Here is a 17,141-nt window from a genome sequence, read left to right on the forward strand (position 1 = left end):
CCGCCAAGGAGGTGCCGTCACTGGTTGCCGAAACCGCGTATGGATCCGCAGTCGGGGCAGGTCCAGGTGATGCCGTTGCAGGTCATGCCCCAGAAGTTTTCCTCCATGCAATCGGAACAGATCATGAACCCGCACGGGCAGGTCCAGCAAAAGGGCTGGTCCGTTCCGCACGTGGAGCAGACGTACCGCTCGGGACGCCGGCGCTTGCGGGGGATTCCCTGTCGTTTCACCTCCCCGGATCGGGGCGCCTCGCCCGGATCGAATCGTACATCTTTTTCCATAATGCCTTGAAAGACCTCAATTATTTTCTTGAAACACAACGCGCATCTTTCGGAGACATGCAATGGCGAAGGGTCCTTCGCCCCTGCGTTCTTGCCCCGTGTCGTCTTGAACATGAACCGCGGTCGCACTCTAGGGGTTTTTCCCCCACCCCGCAACCCCAACGGCCGCACCCCTCCCGGTTCGCCTCCCCCGGCGACCCTCGCCCTTACTCATCCCCATCACTCATCACTCATCACCCATTGTTCTCAGGGGATCCGTTTCAAGGCGCCGATGCGAAGATCGTGCAAGGGGATGAGAATGTCCGCCATCTTCCGGATCTTCTGGATGCTGTCGTAGGCGGCCAGGGCATCCGTGTGGACACCCGGGGTGACGGCGGGTCCCGTGTTGGGAAAATTCTTGTCGTTGCAGCAGAAGCCCGTGATGATCGCACGGCCCGCCGAGGTGTTCACCGCCACCGACTGGCCTCCCGGCGTATGGCCCGGTGTGAAGATGAGATCGATCCCGTCCCGGAAGGTGACATCGCCTCGAACGGTTTCCACCTTCAGTCCGTCCAGGAGGTCCGGGTAGTAGCGGTGGTCCAGGGGATGGGGGTTCTGGAAAAAGGCGTACTCCTCTTCCTGGACGATGATGACGGCGTTGGGGCACTTGGCGTCGTTTTCGCAATGGTCGTTGTGGAGATGGGTGTGGATGATGACATCCACATCTTCGGGGCGCAGACCCGCCGATGCCAAGGCGTCTTCGAATTCCAGGATTTCCAGGTTGTACGTTTCGGCCACATGATCGGGCACCATGAACTCTTCCAGGCCCGTATCCACCAGGATGGTTTCGTCGCCTCCTTCGATCACGAAGGCGTAGATGGGAATCCAGATCCGTTTGCCGTAGTCCTTGAGGTAGGTCATGATCCCCTGGTCCGTCTCATTGGCGCCCACAACCAGCGGTCGAATGGTGTACTCGCGCATGTCCGTCGTCTCCCGTCACGTGTTCGGTCTTCAAGAAATTCCCTTACATCGGACTGAAAACTACCTGTCACAGGTCATGTAAAAAGGCAAGTGTTCTGCCACCAGAACATGACGGTCGAGGTGGCTATGGAGTGCTCGGGGTCGGCCGGGTCTTGGATCGCTTGTTGAGGAGAAAGTCGATCACCTTGCCCGGGTCGGGCTGAGGCACCTCCTGGTCTGAGGGCTGGGCAAAGGTCGGAGGGCTGGGGGGGCTGCCCGCGGGGGCATTTCCTGCGGTTGTGCTCGGGGAGGGCCGCAAATCCACGTCCAGGGAGGCGCTCTCGGGGGATTGGGGGCCGGCGGGCGCCTGGCGTGCCATAACGGAAGGGATATCCACTGTGGAACCGGCCTTCGGGAGCTGGGAGTCTTTCGTGGCTCCTGGTGGGGCTGGAGCGGCATCGGGAAGTCTCTTCTTTTCCTCGGGCGCGGTTTGTGGAGGTTCGCGGGGCGTTTTCGCCACCCAGGCGGGCTTGGGATCCTCTTCCACCGGATGGCCCCTGCTGGATATGGGCGATCCTCCCGTCCCCGACAAGACCACGGGCTCAAGGGTCAGGCCTTCGGGCTTCGCGACGGTGAGAAGTCGCGCCAGGCGTGCCTTCTCCACGGGAGAGGGAGAGGGAGGGACACCCCGGAAGTCCGCTGGAAAAAGGAGAGGGGAGGGGTATGCGCTTCGGTTCAGGGAGGCAGGGGAACGAAAGAGGGGCTCGGTCTTTTGTGTGGAGGGCGGCGGCTCGTCCTCGGCGGGGAGTGCCTCCTTCCGGCCGGGGTCGGCGGGGGCCGCTCCGGTTTCCGGCAGGGGCAGGGGTTTCAGAATGCGCTGGCGGGGCGTATCGGCATCGGACGGCAAATCGTCTCGGGATGTGGTCGGCGCTGCCGGGGCGGTATGCGCCTCGTTGTCTTCCACGGTGGAAAAGAGAGCCGGAAGCCACGTCCGGGCCCAGAGCAGAATCTTTTGCTGCGCCGTTGGATTCCACAGGTAGAAGACGCCCGCCAGCACCGCGCAGGCCAGGACCGCCGTCGCCCATGTCCAGGGCCTTCTCTTGCGCACACGCCCTTCCAGATCGTCCACCACCTCGCCGATGATGGCCGGGGTGATGGTCTTTCGGCCGTATCCGAAGCCCGTGATGAGGGCGTTGTCGCAGATGATGTTGATCCGGCGAGGGATTCCCGCCGCCTCCTTCACAATCCGTTTGAGGGCCTTGTCCGTGAAAAGGGTTCTTTTTTCCACCTGCACCAGGGCCAGCCGATGCCGGATGTAGTCCAGGCTTTCTTCCCGGGTGAGAGGCTTCAGCTTGGTTCGGATGGCGATACGCTGCTTGAGTTGGCGCAGCTGGTGGAGGTTGAGGATCCCTTCCAGTTCCGGCTGGCCGATCAGGATGATCTGGATCAGCTTGTCCTTGGTGCTTTCCAGGTTGGAGAGCATGCGGAGGTTTTCCAGCGTCTCCACCGGCATGTTTTGGGCTTCGTCGATGATGAGCACCACGTTCCAGCCTTCCTGGTACTGCTGGATGAGCTCCAGGTGCAGGTGGTGTACCAGCTCATAGGTGTCCACGTCCGGTGGGTCCAGGCCCAGCTCGCGGTAGATGGTCTTGAGGAGCCCCTTGAAGGAGACGTTGGCATTGAAGACCAGAACCGTCTTGATCTTTTCCGGGTCGTATCGCTCCAGGTAGGTGCGGACGATGGTGGTTTTTCCCACGCCCACCTCCCCGGTGATGGTGATGAAGCCCTTGCGCTGTTCCACGCCGTAGACGATGGCGGCCAGCGCCTCCTTGTGGCTGGGGCTCAGGTAGAGGAAGTCCGGATCGGGGGTGATGTGAAAGGGCTCCGCCCGGAGCCCGTAGAAATCGAGATACATGCGACGAACCCTTTCGCCGTGGCGGGTCTCGAATCGGAAGCGGTGAAGGCTTCTCAGATGCCGATCTCTAAAGCAGCTGTTTGATGGCCTCGAGAACAGGATTCCTTTCTTCCGTCGTGGGAACGTCTTCCGGGCGCAAAGTCCCCAGGGCCTTGCGCACGCAGTCGTATTGCTCCCATCCCTTGAGTTGGTAGTCCAGATCCACCTGGGTCCACTTGGGATGGCCGGTGCGGATGAGCCAGTCCATGTTCTGTTTGAGAATTCGAGCGAATCGGCCCACATGGCCGCAGTTGGCCCGGCGGTAGTTGAAGGTGACCAGCACGGCCTTGACCGCTGCCGTGGGAACGTCCTCCTTCTGCCACACATAGGTGCCGGCGGGGATCACCGCGTTGGGGTAGAATTCCAAGATGTCCTTGTTCCGGATGGGAATCACCCTCAGGTCGTCCCCGGCCCCGATGTTTTCGGAAAAGAGCTTGACCGGGTACCCCGCCACATAGAACATGGCGTCCAGTTCCCCGTCCTTGATCTTCTGAAGGGCCTCGTCCGTTCCCACCGGAACCGTTTGGGAAGGCTTGATCTGGGAGATTTCAAAGAGGAGCTTGGCGGTGAGGTAGGTCCCGCTGCCCTCCTTGCCGATGGCCACCCGTTTGCCTTCCAGGTCGTCGAAGTCAGTGAGGTCCGAGCGGCCCACCAGGTGGATTTCTTCATTGTAGAGCGGAAAGACCATCTTGATCTTCCGGGCCATGCGCTTGAGGACCGGGTCCGTGTGGACCTTGGCCACGAAGGCGAGCACATCGGACTGAACGATGCCCAGCTGCACCCCGGGTCGCTTGAAGACGGCGTAGACGTTTTCCACGGACCCGTTGGAGTTGTAGACTTTCAGATCGATGCCGTGGGACCGCATGAGCTGGCGCAGGTTGAGGCCGAACTGGTAGTAGGTGCCCTTGGGGCCTCCGGTCACGATGCCCAGCTCCACCGCGTGGGCATGCGGGACCGTTCCTGCGGTCCAGAGAACCAAGGCCATGGCCAGGAAGAACGCTCTTTTTCTCATGTGGGCACTCCTTTCTTTGTCAGGAAGGACAAGACGGCACCTTCGGAAGGTCTTTCGGGCAACAGGTCGTTGCAGACACGGGTCACGCCGGGGTCGAAGGATAGTCGGCCGGGCGCCGAGGCATTTTCCCCTCTTCTATCAGATACCGCCGCGTCCCGCAACGTTCGGGCGGGGGGAAATGTGCTTGCTGATCCTTGGACGGGTGGCTAGAATTTCGGGAAAAAACCTGGAGGTCCTGTTGACACCGCTCAAGCCCCGACGACCGACCCGCCGGATTCATATCGGCCACGTCCCCATCGGGGGCGGCGCTCCCATCGTCGTGCAGTCCATGACCAACACGGACACCCGGGATGCCGGGGCCACCATCGCCCAGATCCGGCGGCTGGAGCGGGCCGGGTGCGAAGTGGTGCGCGTGGCCGTCCCGGACCGGGAAGCGGTGGAACGCCTGGCCGAGATCAAGGCTTCCGTGTCGGTTCCCCTGGTGGCGGACATCCACTTCGACTACCGGCTGGCCCTGGGGGCGCTGCGCGCCGGAGTGGACGGCCTGCGTCTCAATCCGGGAAACATCGGGGGTGCGGACAAGGTGCGCCGGGTGGCGGAGGAGGCCAAGGCGCGGCAGGTGCCCATCCGGATCGGCGTCAACAGCGGATCCCTGGAAAAAGACCTGTTGACCCGATACGGAAGTCCCACGGCGGAGGCCATGGTGGAAAGCGCCCTGCGCCACATGGAGCTGCTCCAGGACCACGGCTTCGACCTCATCAAGGTGTCGCTGAAATCCTCCGATGTGCTCACCACCCTTTCGGCCTACCGGCTGTTGGCGCAAAAGACCGACGTGCCGCTCCACCTGGGGGTGACGGAGGCGGGAACGCCCGTGCAGGGGGCGATCAAGTCGGCCCTGGGCATCGGACTGCTCCTGGCCGAAGGAATCGGCGACACCATCCGGGTGTCGGTCACGGGGGATCCCGAAGAGGAGATGCCCATCGCCTACGGCATCCTCCGCGCTCTGGGCCTCCGACGCCGCGGAGTGGAGATCATCAGCTGCCCCACCTGCGGCCGCACCGAATGGGACCTGATCCCCTTGACCCAAAAGGTGGAAAAGCTGGTGAGCGGGGTGGCGACCCCCCTGACGGTGGCCATCATGGGCTGCGTGGTCAACGGCCCCGGGGAAGCCCGGGAAGCGGACGTGGGGATCGCCGGGGGCAGAGGTACCGGCATTCTTTTCAAGAAGGGGCGCCGGGTTAGGAAACTGCCCCAGGAAGGGCTGCTGGAAGCGCTGCTGGACGAAATCGAGGCCATGACCGGGGAGTCCGTGCCCCGGTCGTGACGGGGGAGAGGAAGGCACGGTGGAGTACTTCCAGATCGAGGATCGGGTGTTGGGCTATTTTCCCCAAGCGGATGTGGACCTGCTGAGGCGCGCCTATGCCTTCTGCGCCAAGGTGCACGGGGGCGCGGCCCGCTTTCCCCGGGAGCCCTACCTGGAACACCACCTGGAAGTGGCCGGGCTCATGGCCCGCCTCCACATGGACGACCGGACCATCGCCGCGGCCTTTCTGCACGACTGCCTGGACGGCGACCGGGCGGACGAGAGCGCGGTGCGGGAGCTTTTCGGAGCCCAGGTGGCCCACATTGTTTCGGGAGTCCGAAAGATTTCCCGGTTCCGGCTGGAAGATGGCAAGGAAAAACAGGCGGAAGTGCTCCGCAAGATGATTCTCGCCATGACCCGGGATGTGCGGGTGATCCTCATCCGCCTGGCGGACATTCTCCACGACGTGCGGGTGCTGGATCGGTTCCCGGAGAAGAGGCGGAGCATCACCGCCCGCGAAGCCCTGGAGATCTACGCGCCGCTGGCCAGCCGATTGGGCATCGACTGGATGAAAGTGGAGCTGGAAGATCACGGCTTTCGGTTCCTCTACCCGGAGGAGTTCGCCGGCTTGAAAAGCCAGGTGGCCAAGACCCAGGAGGAACGCCGGGGATACATCGAAGAAGTGCGCCGGATCCTCACCGAAAAACTTCGGGAAAACGGTCTTTCGGGAAGAATCCTCGGGCGTCCCAAGCACCTCTACAGCATCTACAAAAAGATGGTCAGCCAGAACCTGGACCTGGACCGCATCTACGATCTCATCGCCTTTCGCATCATTGTGGACACCGTTCCCGCCTGCTATGAGGCCCTGGCGGTGGTGCACGCCACGTGGGAACCCGTTCCGGGCCGCTACAAGGATTACATCGCCAAGCCCAAACCCAACATGTACCAGTCTCTGCACACCACGGTCGTCGGCCCCCACGGGGAGCGCATGGAGGTCCAGATCCGCACCGAGGAGATGGATCGGGTGGCCAACGAGGGCATCGCGGCCCACTGGCTCTACAAGGAAGGCCGACCCCTGGAAGGCGTGGACAGCCAGGAGACGGAACGGTTTTCGTGGCTTCGGCAGCTTCTGGAACCCGAACGGGGCTGGCGGGATCCCAAGAGCTTCTTCGAAGGCCTGGAGCTGGATCTCTATCCGGACGAGGTTTTCGTCTTCTCTCCCCAGGGGGACATCAAGGTGCTTCCCAAGGGGTCCACTCCCATCGATTTCGCCTACGCCATCCACTCGGAGGTAGGGCACCGGTGCGTGGGCGCCCGGGTGAACGGAAAGATCGTTCCCCTGCGCACGGAACTCCAGAACGGCGACAGCGTGGAGATCATCACCGCCGCCAAGCACAAGCCCAGCAAGGACTGGCTCAACTTCGTCAAGACCGGCAAGGCCCGGAGCCGCATCCGCCACTGGATCAAGGCCGAGGAACGGGACCGGTCCATCGCCATGGGCCGGGAGATATGCGAGCGGGAATTCAAAAAAAGGGGTCTCAACTTCAACCACTACATCAATTCGCCGGAGCTGGCCGAGGTGGCCCGCCAGTTCTCCCTGAAGACCGTGGACGATCTCCTGGCCAGCGTGGGCTACAAGAAGGTCTCCCCGGTGCAGCTCATCGGCCGGTTGCCCCTGCCGGAGGCGGAGGAGCCGCCCGATGAGGAGCGGATGCCGGAGCGCCGAAAGCCCAGCAAGCCGGACGAGGGCATCCGGGTCCAGGGCGTGGACGATGTGCTCTTCCGCATGGCCAAGTGCTGCAATCCGCTCCCCGGAGAACCCATCGTGGGCTACATCACCCGGGGCCGCGGCGTGACCATCCATCGAAAATCGTGCAGGAATGCGGGCGAAGAAGGCGACGAGCGGCGCATCGACGTGCAGTGGGATACCGGCGAGGCCCAGACCTATCCCGTGGACATCAAGGTGATCTACGACGGCGACCGGGCCACCTTCGGCCTGCTCAGCAACGTGCTGGGCCAGATGGACGCCGCGGTAAACGACTTCCAGATCACCCGAACCCCCAACGGCCTGGCCCAATGCCGCCTCAGCATCGAGGTGCGAGACAGCGAGCATCTCAGCCGGGTGATCACCGCCCTTCGCAACGAAAAGAGCGTCTTCCAGGTGATCCGCAGCAGCGACGGATAGATGGAGTGAAGGGGGGCGGGGGGGATTGGCCCACAACCGAGGACTGAAAACCGACAACCCTCACCCGCAAACCAACAAAAAAACCCCTCCGATTCGGAAGGGGTTTCGTTGTTTCAACACACCGAGGTGAGGGCGCCTCAGGCCGGCTTTACCACCATGCCCGAACGGATGCAGCGCGTGCAGGCGCGGACCCGGCGCACGGTCCCGTCCTTGCCCACATGGCGGACCCGCTGCAGATTGGGATACCAGGTGCGCTTGGTCTTGTTGTTGGCGTGGCTCACATTATGGCCCACATGAGGCGTCTTCCCACAGAATTCGCATTTTCGGCTCATGGTTGTGTTCCTTTCCGCAGTCTTTTCGATAACCCGCTGAATATGCAATATTTTTTCGCATGGCGCGATTCGCTCTCAACGAATCGCTTTTGTTAGCACACCCCGCGGCCCATCGCAAGGGGTTTTTGAGATGTCGGGTCGGAGCTGGCAGCTGGCAGCTGTCAGTTATCAGCTGTCAGCTATCAGCTATCAGCTATCAGCTGTCAGCTTTCAGTCTTCAGTTGTCCTGCAACGGTTGCGGCGAGGATCGCCTTCTTGGGTAGGGGCGGGGTTTATCCCCGCCCGCTGTCAGCCCCGATGCGCCCGACGCTTCCGCCCTGCCCAGACCCCATCATCTTGCCGGAACTTGTGGTGCATGCTATAGACTTGAATACTGGTTCATCGCTCTTCGGACGGGTCTTCCCGGGAGGCACCCATGGCCGTATCCCATCAAATAGACGACGCCCTTCTGGAGCAAAAGATCGCCGCCATCGTGCAGCAGATCCTGCAAAGGGAAGCCGACGGCCTCTTCGCCGAAAAGATCGCCGCCTTCGTTAAGGAAAACGAACGCCGTTCCAGGGAACTTTCGCTCATGGAGCGCATCGTCCGCGTGGAAGAGGAACTCAAATCCCTTCGAGAGATCGAGGCGGCGCGGTTCGACGCGGCGGAAAAGCGCTTCGAAGTGATCGACCAACGCTTCGAAGCCCTCCAGCGGGAGATGGCCGCCCGCTTTGAGGCCATGGACCAACGCTTTGAGGCCATGGAAAAGCGGTTTGAAGCCATGGACCAGCGCTTCGAAGCGCTCCAGCGGGAGATGGCCGCCCGCTTTGAGGCCATGGACCAACGCTTTGTGGCCGTGGAACAGCGGTTTGAAGCTATGGACCAACGCTTTGTGGCCATGGACAAGCGCTTCCTCACGCTCCAATGGACCATGGGGATCGGATTTTCCTTCCTCACCCTCCTCATGGGCCTCCTCAAGTTCTGGCCCTAATCCGTCACTCCTTGTTCCTCATTCCTTAAGCTTCGCGCCTCACGATGCACGATGGCCCGCGCCGCCAGCATGCCGCTCACCGACGCCTGGAGCAGCCCGCGGGTGATGCCGGCGCCGTCGCCCACGGCGAAGAGGTTGCCCACCTGGGTTTCCAGTTCGGGAGTCACCTGGATGCGGTGGGAGTAGAATTTCACCTCCACGCCGTAGAGGAGGGTGTGGCGGGAGGCGGTGCCGGGAGCGATCTTGTCCAGGGCCTGGAGCATTTCCACGATCCCCAGCAGGTGACGGTAGGGAAAGACGTAGCTCAGGTCTCCGGGGACGGCCTGGCGCAGGGTGGGGCGGGTGAGGCACCGGGCGATGCGCTCGGGGGTGCTTCGCCGCCCGGCCAGGAGGTCTCCCAGCCGCTGGACGATCACACCCTTTCCCAGCAGGTTGGCCAGCCGGGCAATGTAGCGGCCGTAGGCGATGGGATCGTCGAAGGGCTCGGTAAAGGCGCTGCTCACCAGCAGGGCGAAATTGGTGTTTTGGGTTTTTTTGCCGGCATAGCTGTGGCCGTTCACGGTGAGCATGTCCCCGTTCTGTTCCTGGACCACCTCGCCGTAGGGGTTCATGCAGAAGGTGCGGACCTTGTCGTCGAAGGTCTTGGAGTAGTAGATGAGCTTGGATTCGTAGCTGATGTCGGTGATGTCCTTGAAGACCACGGCGGGGAGTTCCACCCGAACGCCGATGTCCACGGGGCTCGCCTGGCTTCCCAGTCCCAGGGCCCGGGCCTGGTCCTTCATCCACCGGGCTCCCGATCGGCCCGGGGCGGCAATGACGTACCGGGTGCGGACCACCTGGCCCGAAGAAAGTTCCACGGCCCGGGCCGCGCCGTCTTCGGCGAAGATCTTCACCGCGCGGCAGTTGGTGCGGATCTCCACCCGCTTTTCCAGGAATTTTTTCAGTCGGTCCAGCACCACAAGGCAGTTGTCCGTTCCGATGTGGCGGATCCTCATGGGGATGAGCTCCAGATCCGCCAGGCGCGCCCGGTCGGCCAGAGCCTCCATCTCCGGGGTCATCTCCCCGTAGATCCGGTCGGGAGCCCCAAAGCGCACGTAGATTCGATCGGCTTCGAGAAGAAGCTCCTCGAGGGCTTGTGTGCCTACGAAATCTCCCAGAAAGCCGCCCACTTCCGGAGACAGGGTGAGCTTTCCGTCGCTGAAGGCGCCCGCCCCTCCCCAGCCGCACAGAACGTCCTTGGCTCCTTTCCGCCTCTCGTCCAGGTCCTTTCCCTGCTCCACCACCAGCACCGGGCCCACGCCCCCTTCGGCCAACGTGAGGGCCGCGAAGATGCCCGCCGGCCCCGCCCCGATGATCACCACCTTGTAGTCCATTGTTGACGAACTCCCCATCATCTTGCTTAACATAGATGGAACGTCGGCGTTCTACACTGAAACTGCAAGGTTGGCAAATTCTTCAGGATGAGTAGCCAAAAAAGGGGAAACAGGGGGTTACAAAAGTGCGGTCCATTTTTCGTTCAGGCGCTATCGCGACGCGGCTCGTGGGCTGGTGTACGGCTTTGATGCTGATGGCAGGATGTTTCTCGGCGTGCAATACGGTGAAGGGCATCGGAAAAGATCTGAAATCGTTGGGAGGTGCGATCGAAAGGTCTTCCGGGAAATAGCTTTCTGCGAAACGAGATCTTCCCTTCGCGCCGAGCGGTCTTCCGTTGCGGATCCAACTCGGCGGAAGGGGAAGTTGATCAGGTTTACCTGGGGCCTGCGGGAAGGAAGCTTTCGTCGCCCAGCATGGAAAAGGGCGACTTTCCGTCGGGAACGCCGGTTTGGTAGTCGAAGATGTTTTCCACCAGGTCGTTCACGCGCTTGTAGAGGGCGCGGAGCGGGATGCCTGCCGGGCAGGTCTCTTCGCACAGGCCGCAGTCGATGCACCGGCCCGCCATGTGCACGGCCCGCACCAAGTGGAAGGAGCTGTCCGGCGGGAGCTTCCGGGCCGGAATGAGTTCCTTGTGTTCCAGGCTGCATTCGGTGCAGAAGCACACGGGGCACACGTCCCGGCAGCCGTGGCAGCGGATGCATCGGTTGAAGTGGGAAAGCCACCACTGGAGCCGGTCCGTCTCCGGCATGGCCTCCAGTTCCTCCAGCCGGCGGCTCCTGGGTACGGGAGCCGGAGCCTCGCCGTAGTCCAGCTGATCCGGGAAGGGCTTCTTGCATTCGCAGTAGAGCGCGAGATCCTCCGTGCAGGCCTGACCCAACACCACCACCTTGTCCGGGGAAAGCTGGTTCCACTTGAAGAGTTCATAGAGGGACCGCTCCTCGCAGCCTCGGACCAGCACGCCGAAGGTCTTTCCCGGATTCTGACGGGCCTGGGCCAGGAGGATCTTGGTCACGGGATAGCGCGCCTTGAAGGGCGCCCACTCTTCCAGCTCGTCCACGTTTTCCTTGGTAAAGAGCGTGGGAAAGGGCACGCCGTGGATCGTCTTGTAGGCCAGGAAGGCGTCCACCCGGCCTTCTTCCAGCAATTGTCGCACCTTGGTCTTCATCGAGTCCATCCTATCTCGGTTGAGCGCTTTGTCGCGGCTTGCGCCGCTCCCACAAGGAATCAGGGGGCTGCTGCCTGCGGAATTCGCGGGCAAGCCCGCTCCTACAGGCCGCTGCCGCGCGCCGTCGCTAGAGGCCCATGGCCAGCCGGGGACTGGCCTCAAAAGACGGCGCCGGGCCCAGGGAGCGGACCTTTTCCGTGAAATCCCGCACCACTTCGGCGAATTTGACGCCTTCGGCCGACGAGATCCATTCCAGCCGGAACCGCTCCGGATTGTAGCCGGCGAACCGGATGAGCTCCTGAACGAACTTCATCCGCTTGAGCGTCATGTAGTTGCCCTTGAGGTAGTGGCAGTCGCCGATGTGGCAGCCGGCCACCAGCACGCCGTCGGCGCCCCTCTGGAACGCGTGGATCACGTGGTGGGGCGAGACGGTCCCCGAACACATGACGCGCACGACCCGGATGTTGGGCGGGTACTGCAGGCGGCTCACGCCCGCCAGGTCCGCGCCGGCGTAGCTGCACCAGTTGCACAGGAAGGCCAGGATCTTGGGTTCGAATGGGTTTTGCATAAATGCCCCCGGAGATGGCAGGTTATTGGTTTTCGGTTTTCAGTTATCGGTTATCGGTTATCGGGGAATCCCCCCCCGGCCCCCCTTTAGAGAAGGGGGGAGAGTCACTCGGGTCCGTCCCCCTGCAAAGGGGGAGTATCATTCAGGGCCGGCCCTCTTTGCACAAGGGGCAAGGGGCCCGCCCACAGTTCACACCTCACGCTTTACGACTCACCACTCACGACTCACCACTCACCACTCACGCGGAGAGCGCCTCGTCGATCTGGGCGTAGAGCTGCAGGTGCGAGAAGCCCAGGAGCGTGATGGCTTCCGACGGGCAGGTGGCGGCGCAGGTGCCGCAGCCCTTGCAGAGCGCCTGGTTCACCTCGCACTTTCCTTCCCGCTCCAGGTAGTCGATGGCTCCGAAGGGGCAGCACTGCACGCAGCCCTGGCATCCGCAGCACAGATCCTTGTTCACCACGGCCACCACGCCGCCGGCCGTGATGGAGTCCTTGGCCAGAACGGTGGCCGCCCGGGACGCCGCCGCCTTGGCCTGGGCGATGCACTCTTCCGTGGGCTTGGGATAATGGGCCAGGCCCGCCACGAAGACACCGTCGGTGGCGAAATCCACCGGCCGGAGCTTGGCGTGGGCTTCCAGGAAGAAGCCTTCGGCGTTCACGGGCACCTTGAACATCTTGGCCAGCTCGTCCGCTTCCGATTCCCGCATGACGATGGCGCCGGCCAGGGTCAGGATGTCCGGAGTGAGCACCACAGGCCGCTGCAGCACGTGGTCCTTGACGGTCACCTTGAGGGTGCCGTCGGAGGCCACTTGCACCACGGGCTTGTTTTCCAGGTCGAACCGGATGAAGAGCACGCCCCGGGCCCGGGCTTCCTTGTAGAGGTTTTCCCGGAGGCCGAAGGTGCGGATGTCCCGATAGAGCACGTAGACGTCCATGTCGGGATTGAGCTTCTTCAGGCGCAGCGCGTTTTCGATGGAGTGGCTGCAGCATACGCGGCTGCAGTAGGGACGATCCGGCTCCCGGGATCCCACGCACTGGATGAAGACGGCGGACCGGGCCGTGACGATCCGTTCGTCGCGTTCCCCGATGGCCTGGTCCAGATCCAGGTTGAGAAAGATCCGGTCGCTCTTGCCGTAGCCGTATTCGTCCGGCTTCAGGCTATGGGCGCCCACGGCGATCACGGCCACGCCGTGGTCCACTTCCCGGCGCTGTCCGTCCACGTCCAGCACCGTGTGGAAATTGCCCACAAAGCCCTGGACGTCCGTGATCCGGGCCTTGGTGAGCACGGTGATCTCCGGGTGGGCCTCCACGCGCTTGATGAGTTCATCCAGGAAGGGCGCCACCGGTTGGCCGTCCCAGGTGGAGTAGAGCTTCCGGCCGTGGCCGCCCAGGACGTCCTTTCGTTCCACGAGGGTCACCGGGTATCCCTGGTCGGCCAGGGTGAGGGCCGCCGTCATGCCGGCGATGCCGCCTCCCACCACCAGGGCGGACTTGGTGACCCCCAGCTGCATTTCACCGAGAGGCTGCTGCAGGGCCACCTTGGCCACGGCCATGCGCACCAGGTCCTTGGCCTTTTCCGTGGCCGCCTCCGGTTCGTTCATGTGCACCCAGGATCCCTGGTTTCGGATGTTGGCCATCTCGAAAAGGTACTTGTTGAGACCCGCCTGCTTGAGGGTTTCCTGGAAGAGGGCCTCGTGGGTGCGCGGCGAACAGGCCGCCACCACGATCCGGTTCAGGTTGTGCTCCTCGATGATCTGCTTCATCTTGTCCTGGGTGTCCTGGGCGCAGGTGAAAAGATTGCGCTCCACGTAGGCCACCCCGGGAAGGGTTTCGGCGTAGTCGGCCACCGCCTCCACGTCCACCACGCCGGCGATGTTCACGCCGCAGTGGCAGACGAAGACGCCCACGCGCGGTTCCTGGGCCGCCACGTCCTTTTCTGATAGTTCCGGCGGCTTGCGGGTGAGGGAATTTCTGGCCGGAGCCAGCAGGGTGGCCGATTCGGCCGCCGCCGCGGACGCTTCCATGACGGAGAGGGGAATGTCCTTGGGGCTCTGGAAGACGCCGCACACGTAGATCCCCGTCCGGGACGTCTGCACGGGCTGGAAGGGGGACGTGGCGGCGAATCGGCCGTCCCCGATCTCCACCCCCAGCTTTTCGGCCAGCTCCAGGGTGTCCTTGGAAATCTGGAGGCCCACCGACAGCACCACCAGGTTGAAGACCTCTTCCGTAATCCGGCCGTCTTCGGTCACGTACTGGATGGCCAGGTCGTCGGTGCCGGGAAGGGGCTCAATGCTGTGGACGCGCGAACGGATGAACCGCACGCCCTTTTCCGCCTTGGCCCGTTCGTAGTACTTGTCGAAGTCCTTTCCCGGCGTGCGCATGTCCATGAAGAAGATGGCCGTGTTCAGGTCAGCCCCGGCGTGCTCCTTGGCGATGGCCGCCTCCTTGATGGCGTACATGCAGCACACCCCGGAACAGTACCCGTTGTCGCAGTGGTGGATGTCCCGGGACCCCACGCACTGGAGCCACGCGATCTTCTTGGGTTCCTGGTGGTCGCTGGGCCGCACCAGGTGGCCTTCGAACGGACCGGACGACGACAGGATCCGCTCGAATTCCATGGACGTGATCACGTTGGGATGGCTGTAGCTGTAGGTGTCGTAGACGCCGGGATCGAAGGGTTCAAAGCCCGGCGCCAGGATGACGCTTCCCACCTCCAGGGTGAACTCCCGGTCCTGGTCATCGAAGTTCACGGCCTGGGTGGGGCAGAACTTCTCGCAGGCCCGGCACTTGCCCTTCTCGAAGTAGATGCAGTGATCCTTGTCGATCACGTATTTGAGCGGCACCGCCTGCGGGAACTTCACGTAGGCCGCCTTGCGCTTTCCCAGCCCCGCGTTGTACTCGTCGGTCACCTTCCGGGGGCACTTTTCCGCGCAGGTGCCGCACGCGATGCACTTGTCCATGTCGATGTAGCGGGCCCGCTGGAAGATCTTCGCCTGGAAGCTGCCCGCTTCACCCGTGATGTCCTTGACTTCCGAAAGCGTGTGAATCTGTATGTTCAGATGCCGGCCGACCTCGACCAGTTTGGGCGACAGAATTCACATGGCGCAGTCATCGGTGGGGAAGGTCTTGTCCAGCATGCTCATGGCCCCACCGATGGCGGAAGTCTTTTCGATGAGATGGACGAAGTAGCCCGTGTCGGCCAGATCCAGGGCCGCCTGCACACCGGCGATGCCCCCGCCGACCACCAGCACGGAGCCGATCGGGTTGGAGGAGGCGGTGCGTGTCGCATTGACCATGGTCATCTCTCCCATGTGGTGTTGAGGAACAAGGCAAATGGAACAAGGCGGAAGGGCTCCGGGCCCGGGGCCTTGTTCGGGGAAGCTGGCAGCTGTCAGCTATCAGCTATCAGTTATCAGTTATCAGTTCTCAGTTATCGGTTCTCGGATCACGGTTTACGGTTATCGGGAATCCTCCCGGCCCCCCATTGGAAAAGGGGGGAGAAGGGCTTCCCACCCTTTTACGACCCATCGTGTACGCCTAATCCTTTAATCCTTTAATCCTTAATCCTTTAATCCTCTAATCCTCATCCTTTGCGGGTGTGGGCGGAATGATCTTCTTCTGCCCGTTGGTGAGGTATTCGTGCATGGCGGCGGCGGCGATGCGGCCTTCGCCCATGGCGCTGATGACGGTGGCGCCGCCCGAGACGATGTCGCCTCCGGCCCAGACCCGGGCCTTGGATGTGCGACCCCGCTCGTCGATCACCACCGTGCCCCACCGGGTCACTTCCAGGTCCGGGGTGGTGGAGGGGATGAGCGGGTTAGGCGAGGTGCCCAGGGACACCACCACCGTGTCCACGTCCATGATGTATTCGCTTCCCGGGATGGGCACGGGGCGCCGTCTGCCGCTCTCATCGGGTTCCGTGAGCTGCATGCGGATGAGTTCCATGGCGGCCACGTTGTTTCGGCCGTCGCTGAGAAAGCCCGTGGGGTTGCAGAGAAAGTGGAACTGGATGCCTTCCTCTTCCGCGTTTTCGATCTCTTCCAGACGGGCGGGCATCTCGGCCCGGGTGCGCCGGTAGATCACGTAGACTTCCTGGGCGCCCAGGCGCACGGCGCAGCGGGCGGCGTCCATGGCCACGTTGCCGCCGCCGATCACGGCCACCCGCTTTCCCATCTTGATGGGCGTGGCGTATTCCGGGTAGAGGTACGCCTTCATGAGGTTGGTGCGGGTGAGGAATTCGTTGGCGGAATAGACCATGTTGAGGTTTTCTCCCGGCACCCGCATGAACTTGGGAAGACCCGCGCCCGGAGCCAGATAGACCGCGTCGTAGTCGGTGTTCAGAAGCTCGTCCAGACTGTAGTTGATCCCGATCACGGTGTTCAGTCGAAGGTCCACGCCCAGGGCCTGCACGTACTGCACTTCCCGCTGTACGATCTCTTTCGGCAAGCGAAATTCGGGGATGCCGTACATCAAGACGCCGCCCGCCACGTGGAGCGCTTCGAAGAGCACCACCTGATGGCCCAGGATGGCCAGGTCGGAAGCCACCGTGAGGCCCGACGGGCCGGAACCCACCACGGCCACCTTCTTTCCCGTGGACGGGGCCATCTCCGGCATGGTGGGGGCGCCCTGGGTGCGTTCCCAGTCGGCGATGAACCGCTCCAGGCGGCCGATGGCGATGGGCGCGCCCTTCTTGTTCAGGGTGCAGGCCTGCTCACACTGAAGCTCCTGGGGGCAGACCCGGCCGCACACGCCCGGTAGCGATGTCTTTCGCTTGAGGATCCGGGAGGCCTCCTCGATCTCTTCCCTCTGCAAGGCGGCGATGAAGTCCGGAATGTCGATGTTGACCGGGCATCCCTGCTGGCAGTTTCGCTTCTTGCACTGGATGCAGCGGCTCGCTTCCTCCTTGGCCAGTTCCCACGTATATCCCAGCGCCACCTCGTCGAAGTTGTGACGGCGCTCGTGTTCCGACTGCTTGGGCATCTCCACCCGGTTGAGGTTCAGCTTGGGCTTCTTGGGGGAGGCCTTGGGTTCTTTTGCTTCAGTCATTGTCGATTCTCCT

At 62.7% G+C, this 17,141-nt stretch carries 14 protein-coding genes; 4 read left to right on the forward strand and 10 right to left on the reverse strand.

Going from position 1 to position 17,141, the window contains the following annotated elements:
- Positions 1–17: 17 nt before the first annotated feature.
- The 4 genes from BUB04_RS05105 to BUB04_RS05120 form a co-directional block, all read right to left on the reverse strand.
- Positions 18–281: a hypothetical protein gene (locus tag BUB04_RS05105; RefSeq protein WP_218588368.1), complete on the reverse strand. Its 264-nt coding sequence runs from the start codon at positions 279–281 to the stop codon at positions 18–20.
- Positions 282–527: 246 nt separating this feature from the next.
- A complete protein-coding gene (locus BUB04_RS05110) occupies positions 528–1,241 on the reverse strand; it encodes an N-acyl homoserine lactonase family protein (protein WP_073037589.1) in 714 nt (237 codons plus the stop codon).
- A gap of 124 nt (positions 1,242–1,365) precedes the next feature.
- Positions 1,366–3,135 carry an ExeA family protein gene (locus BUB04_RS05115; protein ID WP_073037590.1) on the reverse strand — a complete coding sequence of 590 codons (1,770 nt, stop codon included), beginning with the start codon at positions 3,133–3,135 and terminating at the stop codon, positions 1,366–1,368.
- A gap of 67 nt (positions 3,136–3,202) precedes the next feature.
- Positions 3,203–4,186 carry a TAXI family TRAP transporter solute-binding subunit gene (locus BUB04_RS05120; RefSeq protein ID WP_073037592.1) on the reverse strand — a complete coding sequence of 328 codons (984 nt, stop codon included), beginning with the start codon at positions 4,184–4,186 and terminating at the stop codon, positions 3,203–3,205.
- Between the two features lie 238 nt (positions 4,187–4,424).
- On the opposite strand from BUB04_RS05120, the gene ispG reads away from it, so the two are divergent.
- Positions 4,425–5,510 (forward strand): flavodoxin-dependent (E)-4-hydroxy-3-methylbut-2-enyl-diphosphate synthase, encoded by a 1,086-nt coding sequence (ispG, locus tag BUB04_RS05125; RefSeq protein ID WP_073037657.1) that lies wholly within the window; start codon positions 4,425–4,427, stop codon positions 5,508–5,510.
- Positions 5,511–5,529: 19 nt separating this feature from the next.
- On the forward strand, positions 5,530–7,674 hold the full coding sequence (locus BUB04_RS05130; RefSeq protein ID WP_073037594.1) for a RelA/SpoT family protein: 2,145 nt from the start codon (positions 5,530–5,532) through the stop codon (positions 7,672–7,674).
- A gap of 137 nt (positions 7,675–7,811) precedes the next feature.
- Here the strand turns inward: BUB04_RS05130 and rpmB are convergent, their stop codons facing one another.
- The gene (rpmB, locus tag BUB04_RS05135) at positions 7,812–8,006 is read right to left on the reverse strand and encodes a 50S ribosomal protein L28 (protein ID WP_073037595.1); all 195 of its coding nucleotides are present in this window, start codon (positions 8,004–8,006) and stop codon (positions 7,812–7,814) included.
- Between the two features lie 415 nt (positions 8,007–8,421).
- On the opposite strand from rpmB, the gene BUB04_RS05140 reads away from it, so the two are divergent.
- The gene (locus BUB04_RS05140; protein ID WP_073037598.1) at positions 8,422–8,976 is read left to right on the forward strand and encodes a hypothetical protein; all 555 of its coding nucleotides are present in this window, start codon (positions 8,422–8,424) and stop codon (positions 8,974–8,976) included.
- Here the strand turns inward: BUB04_RS05140 and BUB04_RS05145 are convergent.
- On the reverse strand, positions 8,973–10,349 hold the full coding sequence (locus BUB04_RS05145; RefSeq protein ID WP_073037600.1) for an NAD(P)/FAD-dependent oxidoreductase: 1,377 nt from the start codon (positions 10,347–10,349) through the stop codon (positions 8,973–8,975). The two genes, BUB04_RS05140 and BUB04_RS05145, sit on opposite strands and share 4 nt — an antisense overlap.
- Before the next feature lie 194 nt (positions 10,350–10,543).
- Between BUB04_RS05145 and BUB04_RS20245 the strand changes: the two genes are divergently transcribed.
- Positions 10,544–10,639, forward strand: coding sequence for an entericidin A/B family lipoprotein (locus tag BUB04_RS20245; protein ID WP_245795131.1), 96 nt, complete (start codon positions 10,544–10,546; stop codon positions 10,637–10,639).
- Between the two features lie 84 nt (positions 10,640–10,723).
- Here BUB04_RS20245 and BUB04_RS05155 read toward each other — a convergent pair whose 3' ends face one another.
- The 4 genes from BUB04_RS05155 to gltA all read right to left on the reverse strand — a co-directional run bounded on the left by BUB04_RS05155 (position 10,724) and on the right by gltA (position 17,128).
- Positions 10,724–11,515: a 4Fe-4S dicluster domain-containing protein gene (locus BUB04_RS05155; RefSeq protein ID WP_245795129.1), complete on the reverse strand. Its 792-nt coding sequence runs from the start codon at positions 11,513–11,515 to the stop codon at positions 10,724–10,726.
- Between the two features lie 127 nt (positions 11,516–11,642).
- Positions 11,643–12,083 carry a hydrogenase iron-sulfur subunit gene (locus BUB04_RS05160; RefSeq protein ID WP_073037606.1) on the reverse strand — a complete coding sequence of 147 codons (441 nt, stop codon included), beginning with the start codon at positions 12,081–12,083 and terminating at the stop codon, positions 11,643–11,645.
- Positions 12,084–12,321: 238 nt separating this feature from the next.
- On the reverse strand, positions 12,322–15,378 hold the full coding sequence (locus BUB04_RS05165) for an FAD-dependent oxidoreductase (RefSeq protein WP_178371909.1): 3,057 nt from the start codon (positions 15,376–15,378) through the stop codon (positions 12,322–12,324).
- A 280-nt stretch (positions 15,379–15,658) separates the two neighbouring features.
- Positions 15,659–17,128: an NADPH-dependent glutamate synthase gene (gene gltA, locus BUB04_RS05170; RefSeq protein ID WP_084076203.1), complete on the reverse strand. Its 1,470-nt coding sequence runs from the start codon at positions 17,126–17,128 to the stop codon at positions 15,659–15,661.
- Positions 17,129–17,141: the final 13 nt, after the last annotated feature.

The organism is Desulfacinum infernum DSM 9756, assembly GCF_900129305.1.
Classification (GTDB): domain Bacteria; phylum Desulfobacterota; class Syntrophobacteria; order Syntrophobacterales; family DSM-9756; genus Desulfacinum; species Desulfacinum infernum.